Annotated in this window: 12 protein-coding genes; 8 read left to right on the forward strand and 4 right to left on the reverse strand. The window is 52.8% G+C overall.

Translation table 11 applies throughout. The features are described from left to right. Window position 1 precedes the first annotated feature (1 nt). The 4 genes from dmsB to ACOQH0_RS07690 all read left to right on the forward strand — a co-directional run bounded on the left by dmsB (window position 2) and on the right by ACOQH0_RS07690 (window position 3,552). Entirely contained in the window at window positions 2-619 is a 618-nt protein-coding gene (gene dmsB, locus ACOQH0_RS07675) for a dimethylsulfoxide reductase iron-sulfur subunit DmsB (RefSeq protein ID WP_089597769.1), read from the forward strand. Window position 620: 1 nt separating this feature from the next. Continuing rightward, entirely contained in the window at window positions 621-1,484 is an 864-nt protein-coding gene (locus ACOQH0_RS07680) for a dimethyl sulfoxide reductase anchor subunit family protein (protein WP_421511917.1), read from the forward strand. Window positions 1,485-1,758: 274 nt separating this feature from the next. Continuing rightward, window positions 1,759-2,907: an MFS transporter gene (locus ACOQH0_RS07685; RefSeq protein WP_421511918.1), complete on the forward strand. Its 1,149-nt coding sequence runs from the start codon at window positions 1,759-1,761 to the stop codon at window positions 2,905-2,907. A 123-nt stretch (window positions 2,908-3,030) separates the two neighbouring features. Beyond that, complete coding sequence (locus tag ACOQH0_RS07690; protein WP_421511920.1) at window positions 3,031-3,552, forward strand: anti-virulence regulator CigR family protein; 522 nt, start codon at window positions 3,031-3,033, stop codon at window positions 3,550-3,552. A 37-nt stretch (window positions 3,553-3,589) separates the two neighbouring features. Here ACOQH0_RS07690 and pflA read toward each other — a convergent pair whose 3' ends face one another. From pflA to ycaO, 4 genes are all read right to left on the reverse strand, one after another. Then, complete coding sequence (pflA, locus tag ACOQH0_RS07695; protein WP_010429226.1) at window positions 3,590-4,330, reverse strand: pyruvate formate lyase 1-activating protein; 741 nt, start codon at window positions 4,328-4,330, stop codon at window positions 3,590-3,592. 203 nt (window positions 4,331-4,533) lie between these two features. Continuing rightward, window positions 4,534-6,816, reverse strand: coding sequence for a formate C-acetyltransferase (gene pflB, locus ACOQH0_RS07700; RefSeq protein WP_089597765.1), 2,283 nt, complete (start codon window positions 6,814-6,816; stop codon window positions 4,534-4,536). 51 nt (window positions 6,817-6,867) lie between these two features. Next, window positions 6,868-7,725, reverse strand: a complete 858-nt coding sequence (gene focA / locus ACOQH0_RS07705; protein WP_126543592.1) for a formate transporter FocA — start codon at window positions 7,723-7,725, stop codon at window positions 6,868-6,870. Between the two features lie 406 nt (window positions 7,726-8,131). Continuing rightward, window positions 8,132-9,892 (reverse strand): 30S ribosomal protein S12 methylthiotransferase accessory factor YcaO, encoded by a 1,761-nt coding sequence (ycaO, locus tag ACOQH0_RS07710; RefSeq protein ID WP_010429234.1) that lies wholly within the window; start codon window positions 9,890-9,892, stop codon window positions 8,132-8,134. 127 nt (window positions 9,893-10,019) lie between these two features. On the opposite strand from ycaO, the gene ACOQH0_RS07715 reads away from it, so the two are divergent. The 4 genes from ACOQH0_RS07715 to cmk all read left to right on the forward strand — a co-directional run bounded on the left by ACOQH0_RS07715 (window position 10,020) and on the right by cmk (window position 14,184). Continuing rightward, the gene (locus ACOQH0_RS07715; protein ID WP_421511921.1) at window positions 10,020-10,712 is read left to right on the forward strand and encodes a DUF421 domain-containing protein; all 693 of its coding nucleotides are present in this window, start codon (window positions 10,020-10,022) and stop codon (window positions 10,710-10,712) included. 162 nt (window positions 10,713-10,874) lie between these two features. Next, window positions 10,875-11,963: a 3-phosphoserine/phosphohydroxythreonine transaminase gene (serC, locus tag ACOQH0_RS07720; RefSeq protein ID WP_421511923.1), complete on the forward strand. Its 1,089-nt coding sequence runs from the start codon at window positions 10,875-10,877 to the stop codon at window positions 11,961-11,963. A gap of 68 nt (window positions 11,964-12,031) precedes the next feature. Continuing rightward, window positions 12,032-13,315, forward strand: a complete 1,284-nt coding sequence (gene aroA, locus ACOQH0_RS07725) for a 3-phosphoshikimate 1-carboxyvinyltransferase (RefSeq protein WP_421511924.1) — start codon at window positions 12,032-12,034, stop codon at window positions 13,313-13,315. A 185-nt stretch (window positions 13,316-13,500) separates the two neighbouring features. After that, complete coding sequence (gene cmk / locus ACOQH0_RS07730; RefSeq protein ID WP_010429248.1) at window positions 13,501-14,184, forward strand: (d)CMP kinase; 684 nt, start codon at window positions 13,501-13,503, stop codon at window positions 14,182-14,184. The last annotated feature ends 40 nt before the right edge of the window (window positions 14,185-14,224 follow it).

The following is a 14,224-nucleotide window of genomic DNA, read 5'->3' on the forward strand; positions in this document are numbered from 1 at the left end:
GATGACAACCCAGTATGGATTTTTTATTGATTCCAGCCGCTGCACAGGGTGTAAAACCTGCGAGCTGGCCTGCAAAGATTACAAAGACCTGACGCCGGACGTGAGCTTCCGCCGTATTTACGAATACGCCGGTGGCGACTGGCAGGAAGATAACGGCGTCTGGCATCAGAACGTCTTTGCCTACTACCTGTCAATTGCGTGCAACCACTGCGAAGATCCGGCTTGTACCAAAGTCTGTCCGAGCGGTGCGATGCACAAGCGTGAAGACGGCTTTGTGGTGGTGGACGAAGATGTCTGCATCGGCTGCCGCTATTGCCACATGGCGTGTCCGTACGGTGCGCCGCAGTATAACGAAGCAAAAGGCCATATGACCAAGTGCGACGGCTGCCACTCCCGCGTGGCCGACGGTAAAAAACCGATCTGCGTGGAATCCTGCCCGCTGCGCGCGCTGGACTTTGGCCCGATTGAAGAGCTGCGTAAAAAACATGGCCAGCTTGCTGCCGTTGCGCCGCTGCCGTCCGCGCACTTCACGAAGCCGAGCATTGTGATTAAACCTAACGCCAACAGCCGTCCTACAGGTGATACCACCGGCTATCTGGCAAACCCGAAGGAGGTGTGAGATGGGAAGTGGATGGCATGAATGGCCGCTGATGATCTTCACGGTCTTTGGGCAGTGTGTTGCGGGTGGCTTTATTGTGCTCGCGCTGGCGCTGTTGAAGGGTAATCTCAACGCTGAAAAGCAGCAGCGTCTGGTGCTGAGCATGTTTGGCCTGTGGGTACTGATGGGGCTTGGCTTTATTGCTTCTACGCTGCACCTCGGTTCACCAATGCGCGCGTTCAACTCTCTGAACCGCGTGGGCGCATCGTCCCTCAGTAACGAGATTGCCAGTGGGGCGATTTTCTTTGCTGTTGGCGGGCTGGGCTGGCTGCTGGCCGCGCTGAATAAATTGCCTGCGGCGCTGCGCAGCCTGTGGCTGATTGTGACGATGGTGCTGGGCGTGGTGTTCGTGTGGATGATGGTGCGTGTCTATAACACCATTGATACTGTCCCAACCTGGTACAGCATCTGGACACCGATGAGCTTCTTCCTGACGATGTTTATTGGCGGGCCGCTGCTGGGCTACCTGCTGCTGCGCGTGGCGGGTGTGGATGGCTGGGCAATGCGTTTGCTGCCTGCCGTTTCGCTACTGGCTTTGGTCGTGAGCGCTGTGGTTGCTCTGATGCAAGGGGCGGAGCTGGCAACGATTCACAGTTCGATTCAGCAGGCCTCTGCTCTGGTCCCGGATTACGGTTCTCTGATGGCCTGGCGCATCGTTCTGCTGGTCGCGGCGCTGGTATTCTGGATCGCCCCTCAGCTTAAAGGTTATCAGCCCGCGCTGCCGCTGCTGTCACTGGCCTTTGTGCTGGTCCTGGCGGGTGAACTGATTGGCCGCGGTGTGTTCTACGGGTTGCATATGACCGTTGGTATGGCTATCGCCAGTTAGCGTTGTATTTAGTTCTATCAAGCCGGGCCCGAGCGCCCGGCTTTTCTTTTTTCAATCATGAAATTTTTCGACTGTCGTTTTGTTTTAATTTCGGGCATTAATAAATAAAAACAGAGACATAATTAATATCTATAGCAGGCGTGGCATTAGCAGGATAAGTTTTTTAAATCGACAGGGATCATATTGTGCGTGGCGCTTAAATCAGTGGATTGACTTTGTTTTTGCCAGTGGCATGATGCGCACGAAATCTGAACTTCCTCACGGTTTTTAATCCATGACCACCTATACCCGGCCAGTGCTTCTGTTGCTCTGTGGCCTGCTTCTGTTGACCCTGGCGATCGCAGTGTTAAATACGCTCGTCCCGCTGTGGCTCGCCCATGAAAACTTACCGACCTGGCAGGTGGGCATGGTCAGCTCGTCCTTTTTTACCGGGAACCTGCTGGGCACATTATTAACCGGTAGCCTGATTAAGCGTTTTGGCTTTAATCGCAGCTATTATCTGGCTTCGCTGATTTTTGCCGCCGGATGTGCCGGGCTGGGACTGATGGTTGGTTTCTGGAGCTGGATGGCATGGCGCTTTATCGCTGGCGTAGGCTGCGCGATGATTTGGGTGGTGGTTGAAAGTGCGCTGATGTGCAGCGGCACATCACGTAACCGCGGACGTCTGCTTGCCGCCTATATGATGGTTTACTACGTCGGCACCGTGCTGGGGCAACTGATGGTCAGCAAGCTGCCAACCGACCTGATAAGCGTTCTGCCGTGGGTTACGGGCATGGTGCTCGCCGCAATCCTGCCGCTGCTGTTTACACGCATTGTGAACCAGAACAGCGAGCATCAGGAAGCGACCCACATCTGGCCGATGCTGAGGCTGCGCCATGCGCGCCTGGGGATTAACGGCTGTATTATTTCCGGGATTGTGCTGGGTTCACTCTATGGCCTGATGCCGCTCTACCTGAATCATCAGGGCGTGAGCGATTCCGGAATAGGGTTCTGGATGGCGGTGATGGTCAGCGCCGGGATTGTAGGGCAGTGGCCTGTCGGTCGTTTGGCTGACCGCTTTGGTCGCCTGCTGGTGCTGCGCGTTCAGGTCTTCGTGGTGATCATGGGATGCCTTGCGATGCTCAGCAATGCCGCCATGGCACCGGCCCTGTTTATACTTGGGGCTGCGGGCTTTACGCTCTATCCTGTTGCGATGGCCTGGGCCTGTGAGAAAGTTGAACATCACCAGCTGGTGGCGATGAATCAGGCGCTGTTACTGAGCTATACCATCGGCAGTTTATTAGGGCCGACGTTTACCGCGATGCTGATGCAGAATTATTCCGATAACCTGCTGTTTATCATGATCGCCAGCGTATCGTTTATTTATCTCTTAATGCTACTGCGCAAAGCGGGCGAGCACCCAACGCCAGTGGCACATGCCTGATTAAATAAAAGCCTGTCGATGACAGGCTTTTTTGTCCCCATCACAACTAAGAGTTTTACTTATTGTGTGTTTATCTCACCAGGCGATAATTCACAGGAGTCCTACCACAATAAGGCAGTCATCATGTCTATTCGTCGTTTTTCCACTACTGCGCTTGCCGTAGTGTTGTCTTTAACGTTTGCAACCGCTCCGGTCATGGCTAATCCTGGAAATGGGAATGGCGGTGGTCACGGAAACGGTGGTGGACAAGGTAATAGCGGCAATCATGGCAACGGGAATTCTGGTGACCATGGTAATAAGCAAAATAACGGTAAGGACAATCCGGGAAAATCGAATAAGAGCTTCAAAAACAGCAAAGATGTCAGTAATGATGTCGACGTTCGCGTGAGCTTCGATCATGCCCGCCATCTGGCACTGAATTACGGCTTAACGGGCTATGATTCTCTGCCTCCGGGGATCGCAAAAAACCTGGCGCGCGGTAAACCGCTGCCTCCGGGCATTGCGAAGAAAACTGTGCCAGCGTCTATGCTGGGCCAACTTCCGTCTTATCCGGGCTATGAATGGCGGGTGGTGGGGGATGACCTGGTCTTAATCGCATTGAGTACCGCGATTGTGACCTCCGTTATTAACGGCGTCTTCAAATAGAATATAGAAAAGGCCCGGTTTTCACCGGGCCTTTTCTTTAATACATCACCTTGTGGCCGTACTGTTCAAGAATACCTTTGACGCGTTCCATCGTCTCTTTTTTCGGCGGCTTCACGCCATCAAGCTTATATTCTTCACCCATCGCCACCCATTTGTGTTTACCGAGTTCGTGATAGGGCAGAAGCTCAATTTTCTCCACGTTGCCCATATCACGGGTAAATTCGCCCAGACGGTGCGCGGAATCATCATCATCTGACCAGCCCGGCACGACCACATAGCGGATCCAGGTTTTGATGCCTTTGTCGGCAATGTATTTGGCAAATTCCAGCGTGCGATGGTTGGAGACGCCAACCAGGTTCTGGTGGATCTCATCATTCATCTGTTTGAGATCGAGCATGACCAGATCGGTCACTTCGAGCAGTTCATCAATAACCGGATCGTAGCGGCGTACAAAGCCATTGGTGTCGAGACAGGTATGGATGCCTTCCTTGCGGCAGGCACGGAACCAGTCGCGGACAAATTCAGCCTGCAGGATGGCCTCGCCGCCGGACGCGGTGACACCGCCGCCGGACGCGTTCATAAAGTGGCGGTAGGTCACTACCTCTTTCATCAGATCTTCAACGGTTACTTCTTTACCGCCATGCGTATCCCAGGTGTCACGGTTATGGCAGTACAGGCAGCGCATCAGGCAGCCCTGGAAAAAGGTGATAAAGCGGATGCCCGGGCCATCGACGGTGCCACAGGATTCAAAGGAGTGAATGCGACCAATAATTGACATTGCGGTGATATCTCCAGCATCGGCCCGTCCGGGGCCTGTGTATGCACAGCTCAAAACCGGCTGTGTTAAGTCTGTTTTGGCTGTTATCCATTAAGTATAGATAGCGGACAAAAGAGACTGAGATGGAGAGGGTGCTAAAAAGGCCCCACTGACGTGGAGCCTTTATTGTACGCTTTTTAACGCGTGATTTCAGTCAATTCCAGTTAGATGGACTGAGTGAAAGTACGGGTGATAACGTCCTGCTGCTGTTCTTTAGTCAGGGAGTTAAAACGTACTGCGTAGCCAGATACGCGGATGGTCAGCTGAGGATATTTCTCAGGGTGTTCCATCGCGTCGAGCAGCATTTCACGGTTCATTACGTTCACGTTCAGGTGCTGACCACCTTCGATGGACGCTTCGTGGTGGAAGTAACCATCCATCAGACCCGCGAGGTTAGTTTTACGCACTTCGTCGTCTTTACCCAGCGCGTTTGGCACGATAGAGAAGGTATAAGAGATACCATCTTTCGCGTAAGCAAACGGCAGTTTAGCAACGGAGGTCAGAGAGGCAACTGCACCTTTCTGGTCACGACCGTGCATTGGGTTAGCACCTGGGCCGAATGGCGCGCCAGCACGACGACCGTCTGGGGTGTTACCGGTTTTCTTACCATACACAACGTTAGAGGTGATGGTCAGAACAGACTGAGTCGGGATAGCGTTACGGTAAGTCGTCAGTTTCTGAATTTTCTTCATGAAACGTTCTACCAGGTCAACCGCCATGTCATCAACGCGAGAGTCGTTGTTACCAAACTGCGGGTATTCACCTTCGATTTCGAAGTCTACAGCCAGGCCGTCTTCGTCACGAATTGGTTTAACTTTCGCATATTTGATTGCAGACAGGGAGTCAGCGGCAACGGACAGACCCGCGATACCACATGCCATGGTGCGAACCACGTCACGGTCGTGCAGTGCCATCAGAGAGGCTTCGTAGCTGTACTTGTCGTGCATGTAGTGGATAACGTTCAGCGCAGTGACGTACTGTTTAGCCAGCCAGTCCATGAAGTGATCCATACGATCCATCACTTCGTCGAAGTTCAGAACGTCGCCTTTGATCGGCTCAGACTTAGGACCAACCTGCATTTTCAGTTTTTCATCAACGCCGCCGTTGATTGCGTACAGCATGGTTTTCGCCAGGTTTGCACGCGCACCGAAGAACTGCATTTGTTTACCAACAACCATTGGGCTTACGCAGCAAGCGATAGCGTAATCATCGTTGTTGAAGTCCGGACGCATCAGGTCATCGTTCTCGTACTGCAGAGAAGAGGTATCGATAGACACTTTAGCGGCGAATTTCTTGAAGTTCAGAGGCAGTTTTTCAGACCACAGAACGGTGATGTTCGGCTCCGGAGAAGGACCCATGGTGTACAGGGTATTCAGGAAGCGGAAGCTGTTTTTGGTTACCAGAGTACGGCCGTCAACGCCCATACCACCGATTGATTCTGTTGCCCAGATTGGGTCACCAGAGAACAGCTCATCGTATTCAGGGGTACGCAGGAAGCGAACCATACGCAGTTTCATGACCAGGTGGTCAATCATTTCCTGAGCGTCTTGCTCGGTGATTTTGCCTGCTTTGATATCACGTTCGATGTACGCATCCAGGAAGGTGGATACGCGACCGAAGGACATTGCTGCACCATTCTGAGACTTAACCGCGGCCAGGTAGCCGAAGTAGGTCCACTGGATAGCTTCCTGAGCGTTGGTAGCAGGACCAGAGATATCGCAGCCATATTTAGCAGCCATCTCTTTGATCTGACCCAGTGCGCGGTGCTGTTCAGCGATTTCTTCACGCAGACGGATAGTCGCTTCCAGATTTACGCCGTTTTCCAGGTCAGACTGCAGGGAAACGAACTGCGCGTATTTGTCTTTCAGCAGGAAGTCGATACCGTACAGCGCAACGCGACGGTAGTCACCGATGATACGGCCACGGCCATACGCATCTGGCAGACCGGTCAGAACGCCAGATTTACGGCAGTTCAGAATGTCTTTGGTGTAAACATCGAATACACCCTGGTTGTGGGTTTTGCGGTATTCGGTGAAGATTTTTTTCAGCATTGGGTCCAGCTCGCGGTTATACGCTTTGCAGGAACCTTCAACCATTTTGATGCCACCGAACGGGATGATTGCGCGTTTCAGTGGTGCTTCAGTCTGCAGACCAACGATTTTCTCAAGGGCTTTGTTGATGTAGCCAGCATCGTGAGAAGTGATGGTTGATGCAACGGAGGTGTCAAAATCAACTGGCGCGTGAGTACGGTTTTCCAGTTTAACGCCTTCCATTACGCTGTCCCACAGCTTGGTGGTCGCGTCAGTTGCGCCAGCCAGGAAGGATTCGTCACCTTCATACGGGGTATAGTTTTTCTGAATGAAGTCACGTACGTTTACTTCATTCTGCCAGTCACCTTTCGCAAAACCTTCCCAGGCTGTGGCTAACTTTTCATTAAGCTCGGACATGTAACACCTACCTTCTTAAGTGGATTTTTTATTTACTGCCTGAGACAACCATTAATGATGGTCGTCGCCACGCAGGTAAATGACCCAGTATGTCAACCCAACTAACAGACCCCCACCGATAATGTTCCCGATAGTGACAGGGATCAGGTTATCAGTAATGAAGTTCATGATTGTCAGGTGAGAGAAACTTTCCGGATTTGAACCAACTGCGGTCCAGAACTCCGGGCTCGCAAAGTTGCGGATAACAATCCCCATTGGGATCATAAACATATTCGCAATACTGTGCTCGAAGCCGCTCGCAACAAACATCGCAACCGGTAGAACCATAATCATGGCTTTGTCCATCAGGCTACGACCCGAGTAGCTCATCCAGACGGCCAGGCAGACCATCAGGTTTGCGAGGATGCCGAGAGCAACAGCTTCGATAAATGTATGGTGCATTTTGTGGTCAGCGGTTTGCAGGACGTTAAGCCCCCAGCCACCGTTGGCGGTCATATACTCGCCAGAGAGCCACATCAACAGAACAAAGAGCAGACAGCCAATCAGGTTACCAACATAGACGTTTAGCCAGTTGCGAGCCAGTTGACCCCAGGTAATTCTTCCGCTGGCTTTCGCCACAACAATCAGCACCGTAGAGGTGAAAAGGTCGGCGCCGCAGATGACGCAAAGAATCAGACCCAGTGAGAAGCAAATGCCGCCAATCAGTTTGGCCATGCCGAAAGGCATCCCGGCAGTACCGGTGGTGGCAGTGATGTAGAAGACGAAAGCGATTGAGATGAACACACCGGCCGTGATCGCCAGATAGAACGTCTTCATCGGGTGTTTCGTTGCTTTATAGACACCCGCTTCTTCGGCAACTTTGGCCATTGCAGCTGGGAGTAAAAGATCAAAAGGGTTGTCAGCTTTCACACTAACTCTCTCTTTATTAAGTCGGCGACGAGATACTAACAAAGCATTATAGAAGAGAAATTGATATAGATCATATCTCGCCTGGCTTATAGGCCCGCAATGTGTATGGATTTACAGCGAATGCGGAGTAAGTATTTGATTATCCGTATAAAAATAAATTTTAAAAGTTGTGAAAAGAGTTGAATTTTTTCGTTAGGCCTCCCGTAAAACAGTTAATTAAAATGGAGTATTTACCACAAAAAGTAACAGTCCAGCCCGGGTAAGTATTATTATATTTACCCGTAATTAACTTAATTATTACAATCAAACGTCATTACCGAAAAAATAAAAAAAAGGGGCAATGAAATTGCCCCGTAATATAGCCCAGACGATTGGATACGCCTACATCTGGTAATGTTATGTGCGCTTATTTTGACCAGTAAGCGGCTTTTGCCTTCTGTAATTTTTCATACGCTTTCAGCAGCGACTGATGTGCCGGGAAGGCTTTCAGATCGCTATCAACAGCCTGCAGGCCATAGAACGGCTCTTCGCCGCTCAGCGCCGCGCTGGCTGCTTCGACGGCATCTGCACCGTACATACGAACAAAGGCATTCAAGTACTGCAGAGGTTCACGGTCCTCTTCCTGAGCGAGCAGCAACAGCGTCTGAAGACAGCGGTAGTAATTGGTGCGCTCGGCTGAGAAGACGGACTGGTTGAATTCCATGGTCCACTCGGTCCAGGCCAGGGCCTGATCCAGATCGCCACCCGCAAGAGCCAGCATCGCTTTCAGCTCACCAATACGCAGGGTGTACCAGCCGTTGTCTTTACCGGTCGCCAGACCCAGCAGTTCACGCACGCGGGTGAAGTCATCGTGGCCTTCTTCGTCCAGTTGGGCGATCAGGTTCAGATAATCTTCTTTCTCCCACTCGCTGCCCGGCAGGGCCAGCAGCGTTTCGCGCAGGTGCGCGCCCATGCTGTTATTCGCCAGCCACAGATCTTCAGCCGGGTAGATGTCGGACATGCCAGGAACGATAATGCGGCACGCGTAGACGCCAAGGTGTTCGTAGTCAGCAATATAGACGTCCTGGTCTTCCGCTTTGAAGATTGCCATCAGCGTGGCGAACTCTTCTTCCGTGGTACCGGCAAAACTCCAGTCCACGAACGGATAGTCTGCATCCTGCTTAAACATGTCCCAGGAGATCAAACCGCTGGAGTCGATGAAGTGGGTTTCGAGGTTGGTATGCTCGGCCACTTCTTCATCGTCAAAGGTTGGCGGGGTGAACACGTCGAGATCTTTCAGGCTACGGCCCTGCAGCAGCTCGGTGACGGTACGCTCCAGCGCCACGCCGAAGTCCGGGTGCGCGCCGAAGGAGGCGAAGCAGGTGCCGTTGGTCGGGTTAAACAGCACGACGCAGATAACGGGATATTTGCCGCCCAGCGAGCCGTCATAGGCAAAGATTGGGAAACCTTCTGCTTCCAGCTTAGCGATGGATTCCACCACGCCCGGATAGCGCGCCAGCACGTCTGCCGGAATTTCTGGCAAGCTAATGGATTCGGCGATGATGCGGTTTTTAATGTGACGTTCGAAGACTTCAGACAGACCCTGCACGCGCGCTTCATTGCGGGTGTTACCAGCGGACATACCGTTAGATACATACAGGTTACCGACGATGTTCATCGGGATGTAAACGGTCTTTTCGTCAGACTGGCGGGTAAACGGCAGGGCGCAGATACCGCGATCCTCGTTACCGGACTGCAGATCGATCAGCATGCTGGCAGTCAGTTCGTTATCTGGATCGTAGAACGCACGCAGGCGCGCGTCGAGAATGCCTTCCGGCAGTTCGTCGTCTTCGGTCAGCGGGAACCATTTTTCGTTCGGATAGTGAACGAACGGGCCGTTAGCGATGGTTTCGCCCAGCCAGAAGTCAGCGAAGAAATAGTTGGTGGACAGACGCTCAAAATACTCACCCAGCGCAGAGGCCAGTGCCGCTTTTTTTGTCGCGCCTTTACCGTTGGTAAAGCACAGGGCACAGTCTTTATCGCGAATATGCACGGACCAGACATGCGGCACCGGATTGAGCCAGGAGGCTTCTTCGATGTTAAAACCCAGGTCGGTCAGTTTCTGCTGGAAGCGAGCGATGGAATCTTCCAGAGCGGCGTCTTTGCCGGGGATAAACGTTTGAGTCATGGCGTTCACTTTTATCGTACGTAAAGCGCGCAATGATACGGGTTTTGCGTGACGGGTGCTATCTTCGGCGAAAATAAAAGGCTGGGCTATGCTTAGTGGCAGTAACTGACTGTTAAGGCATAGAAAAATGAAAGCATTTGATCTCCAGCGGATGGCGTTTGATAAAGTTCCTCCTGAGTTTCTGGGCGAAGTGGCGCTGCGCAGCCTGTATACCTTCGTACTCGTCTTCCTGTTTCTTAAAATCACTGGCCGTCGCGGCGTGCGGCAGATGTCGCTCTTTGAAGTGTTGATCATCCTGACGCTGGGGTCAGCGGCGGGGGACGTCGCCTTTTATGACGATGTGCCGATGGTGCCGGTGTTTATCGTTTTTGTCTCACTGGCGCTACTTTACCGTCTTGTCATGTGGCTGATGTCGAAAAGTGAAAAGCTGGAAGATCTGCTTGAAGGGAAGCCGGTCGTTATCGTCGAGGACGGACAGCTGGCCTGGGAAAACGTGCAAAGCGCCAATATGACCGAGTTTGAGTTCTTTATGGAGCTACGCCTGAACAGCGTTGAACAGCTCGGGCAGGTGCGGCTGGCGATCATGGAAACCAACGGGCAGATCAGCGTCTATTACTATTCTGACGACGAGGTGAAGCCGGGACTGTGTATCCTGCCGGATATGCTGATTGAGCGTTTCAGAACGGTACCTGAAGCGGGCGAATATGCCTGCGTGAGATGCAGCCACGTAGTTGCGATGCTGCCGGGGGATCGTCAACTATGCCCTCGCTGTGCAAATCCGGAATGGACGAAGGTTAGCCGGGCTAAACGCATCACCTGACAGCCATTTTGTCGGTTTTGTCTTAGCGAGGCGGCAGATTGTTTTGTGTGACGCAGGACACATTTCACGGGTCATAAGTTTTAGACATTGCGGCGCGTGTCACTGAATGATAAAACCGATATCCACAGTTATAACTTATGGCTTTTAGCGTGGTGAGGGGAAATGGCTCAAGTCTTTAATTTCAGTTCAGGTCCGGCGATGTTACCGGCAGACGTACTTAAACAGGCTCAACAGGAACTTTGTGACTGGAATGGTCTCGGTACGTCGGTGATGGAAATCAGCCACCGGGGTAAAGAGTTTATTCAGGTGGCGGAAGAGGCAGAAAAGGATTTTCGCGATCTGCTGAACATTCCCTCGAACTACAAAGTATTGTTCTGCCACGGCGGTGGGCGCGGTCAGTTTGCCGGTATCCCGCTCAACCTGCTGGGAGACAAAACTTCCGCTGATTATGTGGACGCGGGCTACTGGGCGGCCAGCGCTGTCAAAGAAGCGCATAAGTACTGCACACCGAATGTTATCGACGCCAAAGTGACCGTTGACGGCCTGCGCGGCGTTAAGCCGATGAGCGAGTGGCAAGTTTCTGATAACGCAGCCTATCTCCACTACTGTCCGAATGAAACCATTGACGGTATCGCCATCCATGAAGAGCCAAACTTTGGTGAAAACGTGGTTGTTACCGCGGACTTCTCTTCGACCATTCTTTCCACGCCGCTGGACGTTAGCCGTTACGGTGTGATCTACGCTGGCGCACAGAAAAATATCGGCCCTGCTGGGCTGACTATTGTGATTGTGCGTGAAGACCTGCTGGGCAAAGCAAACAAATCCTGCCCGTCGATTCTCGATTACACCGTGTTGAACGATAACGATTCTATGTTCAACACGCCACCAACGTTTGCCTGGTACCTTTCCGGCCTGGTCTTCAAATGGCTGAAGCAAAACGGCGGCGTGGCGCAGATGGATAAGGTTAACCAGCAGAAGGCTGAACTGCTGTATGGCGTGATCGACAAGAGCGATTTCTACCGTAACGATGTGGCCATCGCTAACCGTTCCCGCATGAACGTGCCGTTCCAGCTGGCCGACAGCAACCTGGATAAAGCCTTCCTGGATGAGTCCTTCGCTGCGGGTCTGCACGCGCTGAAAGGCCACCGTGTGGTGGGCGGCATGCGTGCCTCCATCTACAACGCTATGCCGCTTGAAGGCGTCAAAGCGCTGACCGATTTCATGATCGACTTCGAACGTCGTCACGGTTAATTTGCTGTTATTCACCCCCGCAGCATCCCTGCGGGGTTTTTATTATGTTGAGTTGAGAGTTTAGTTTCATGGAATCCCTGACGTTACAACCTATCGCGCGGGTAGATGGCACCATCAATCTGCCTGGTTCAAAAAGTGTCTCGAACCGCGCTCTGCTGCTGGCAGCTCTGGCAAACGGCACCACCGTCCTCACAAATCTGCTGGACAGCGATGACGTGCGCCATATGCTCAATGCACTGAAAGCGTTGGGCGTTCATTACACTCTCTCTGACGATCGTACCCGTTGTGAAGTAACCGGCAACGGCGGCGCATTACGTTCCGCTGAAGAGCTTGAGCTGTTTCTGGGTAACGCGGGTACTGCAATGCGTCCGCTGGCGGCAGCCCTGTGTCTGGGTAGCAACAATATTGTGCTGACCGGCGAACCGCGTATGAAAGAGCGTCCGATTGGCCATCTGGTCGATGCCTTACGCCAGGGCGGCGCGCAGATTGACTATCTGGAGCAGGAAAACTATCCACCACTGCGTCTGCGCGGTGGTTTTACAGGCGGTAACGTTGAGGTGGACGGCAGCGTTTCCAGTCAGTTCCTGACGGCACTGCTGATGACCGCGCCGCTGGCACCGCAGGATACGGTGATCGCGATTAAAGGCGATCTGGTTTCTAAACCGTACATTGATATCACGCTGCACCTGATGAAAACCTTCGGCGTTGAGGTGGAAAACCAGTCTTATGAGCGCTTCGTGGTGCGCGGGGCACAGCAGTACCAGTCTCCGGGCAACTACCTGGTTGAAGGGGATGCGTCATCCGCGTCCTACTTCCTGGCCGCGGGTGCGATTAAAGGCGGCACGGTAAAAGTGACCGGTATTGGCCGTAACAGCGTGCAGGGCGATATCCGTTTTGCGGACGTGCTGGAAAAAATGGGCGCGGTTGTTACCTGGGGCGATGACTTTATCTCCTGTACCCACGGCGAGCTGAATGCCATCGACATGGACATGAACCATATCCCGGATGCGGCGATGACCATCGCCACGGCGGCGCTGTTTGCCAAAGGCACTACCACGCTGCGTAATATCTACAACTGGCGCGTAAAAGAGACGGACCGCCTGTTCGCGATGGCGACCGAGCTGCGTAAGGTCGGCGCAGAGGTGGAAGAGGGCGAAGACTACATTCGCGTGACCCCGCCGGCAAAACTGCAGTTTGCGGAAATCGGCACCTATAACGATCACCGTATGGCGATGTGCTTCTCGCTGGTGGCGTTGTCAGACACGCCTGTGACCATTCTTGATCCGAAATGTACGGCGAAAACGTTCCCGGACTACTTCGAGCAGCTGGCGCGCATTAGTACGCTGGCCTGATACCCTCATGCCGCATCATCCGATGCGGCATTTCCTTACGCTTCCTGACGAACACTCCCGCTCATTTCTTCTACACTCTGCTTCTATCATTCTGTAATTTGCACGCAAAGGTAACAGTTGCGCACGTTGGCGCGTATAATGCGCGGCGTTCATGTAAACGGTATGCCTTATTTAAGGAGAAAAAGATGACGGCACTTGCCCCGGTAATCACCATTGATGGGCCTAGTGGCGCAGGGAAAGGTACTCTGTGCAAAGCGATGGCAGAAGCATTGCAATGGCATCTTTTAGATTCGGGAGCAATCTATCGCGTGCTGGCTCTGGCTGCGCTGCATCACCATGTGGATGTCGCCTCTGAAGAAGCGCTGGTACCGCTGGCTGCGCATCTGGATGTGCGTTTTGTTTCGACTGATGGCAACCTTGAAGTAATCCTGGAAGGAGAGGACGTCAGCGGGGAAATTCGTACTCAGGAAGTCGCTAACGCGGCCTCCCAGGTCGCGGCCTTCCCGCGCGTTCGCGAAGCCTTGCTGCGCCGCCAGCGTGGTTTCCGTGAAGCCCCAGGTCTGATCGCTGACGGACGCGATATGGGAACGGTGGTATTCCCTGATGCGCCAGTGAAAATTTTCCTCGACGCCTCTTCGGAAGAACGTGCGCAACGCCGCATGCTTCAGTTGCAGGAAAAGGGGTTTAGTGTTAACTTTGATCGCCTTTTATCCGAGATAAAAGAGCGCGATGACCGCGATCGTAACCGCGCCGTCGCCCCACTTGTTCCTGCAGAAGATGCATTAGTGCTGGATTCAACCAGTTTAACTATTGAGCAAGTGATTGAAAAAGCGCTACAATATGCGCGCCAGAAATTGGCACTCGCGTAATCGCGACCGATTTAGTAGTACCCCCGCTGCAATGGATTGA

The organism is Enterobacter sp. JS8-1 (assembly GCF_049187015.1).
In the GTDB taxonomy this organism is placed as follows: Bacteria; Pseudomonadota; Gammaproteobacteria; order Enterobacterales; family Enterobacteriaceae; genus Enterobacter; species Enterobacter mori.

Bases quoted from the DNA above. Each gene is read 5' to 3' on its own strand.
- dmsB (WP_089597769.1), top strand. From the start codon at position 2: ATGACAACCCAGTATGGATTTTTTATTGATTCCAGCCGCTGCACAGGG.
- ACOQH0_RS07680 (WP_421511917.1), top strand. From the start codon at position 621: ATGGGAAGTGGATGGCATGAATGGCCGCTGATGATCTTCACGGTCTTT.
- ACOQH0_RS07685 (WP_421511918.1), top strand. From the start codon at position 1,759: ATGACCACCTATACCCGGCCAGTGCTTCTGTTGCTCTGTGGCCTGCTT.
- ACOQH0_RS07690 (WP_421511920.1), top strand. From the start codon at position 3,031: ATGTCTATTCGTCGTTTTTCCACTACTGCGCTTGCCGTAGTGTTGTCT.
- pflA (WP_010429226.1), bottom strand. From the start codon at position 4,330: ATGTCAATTATTGGTCGCATTCACTCCTTTGAATCCTGTGGCACCGTC.
- pflB (WP_089597765.1), bottom strand. From the start codon at position 6,816: ATGTCCGAGCTTAATGAAAAGTTAGCCACAGCCTGGGAAGGTTTTGCG.
- ycaO (WP_010429234.1), bottom strand. From the start codon at position 9,892: ATGACTCAAACGTTTATCCCCGGCAAAGACGCCGCTCTGGAAGATTCC.
- ACOQH0_RS07715 (WP_421511921.1), top strand. From the start codon at position 10,020: ATGAAAGCATTTGATCTCCAGCGGATGGCGTTTGATAAAGTTCCTCCT.
- serC (WP_421511923.1), top strand. From the start codon at position 10,875: ATGGCTCAAGTCTTTAATTTCAGTTCAGGTCCGGCGATGTTACCGGCA.
- aroA (WP_421511924.1), top strand. From the start codon at position 12,032: ATGGAATCCCTGACGTTACAACCTATCGCGCGGGTAGATGGCACCATC.
- cmk (WP_010429248.1), top strand. From the start codon at position 13,501: ATGACGGCACTTGCCCCGGTAATCACCATTGATGGGCCTAGTGGCGCA.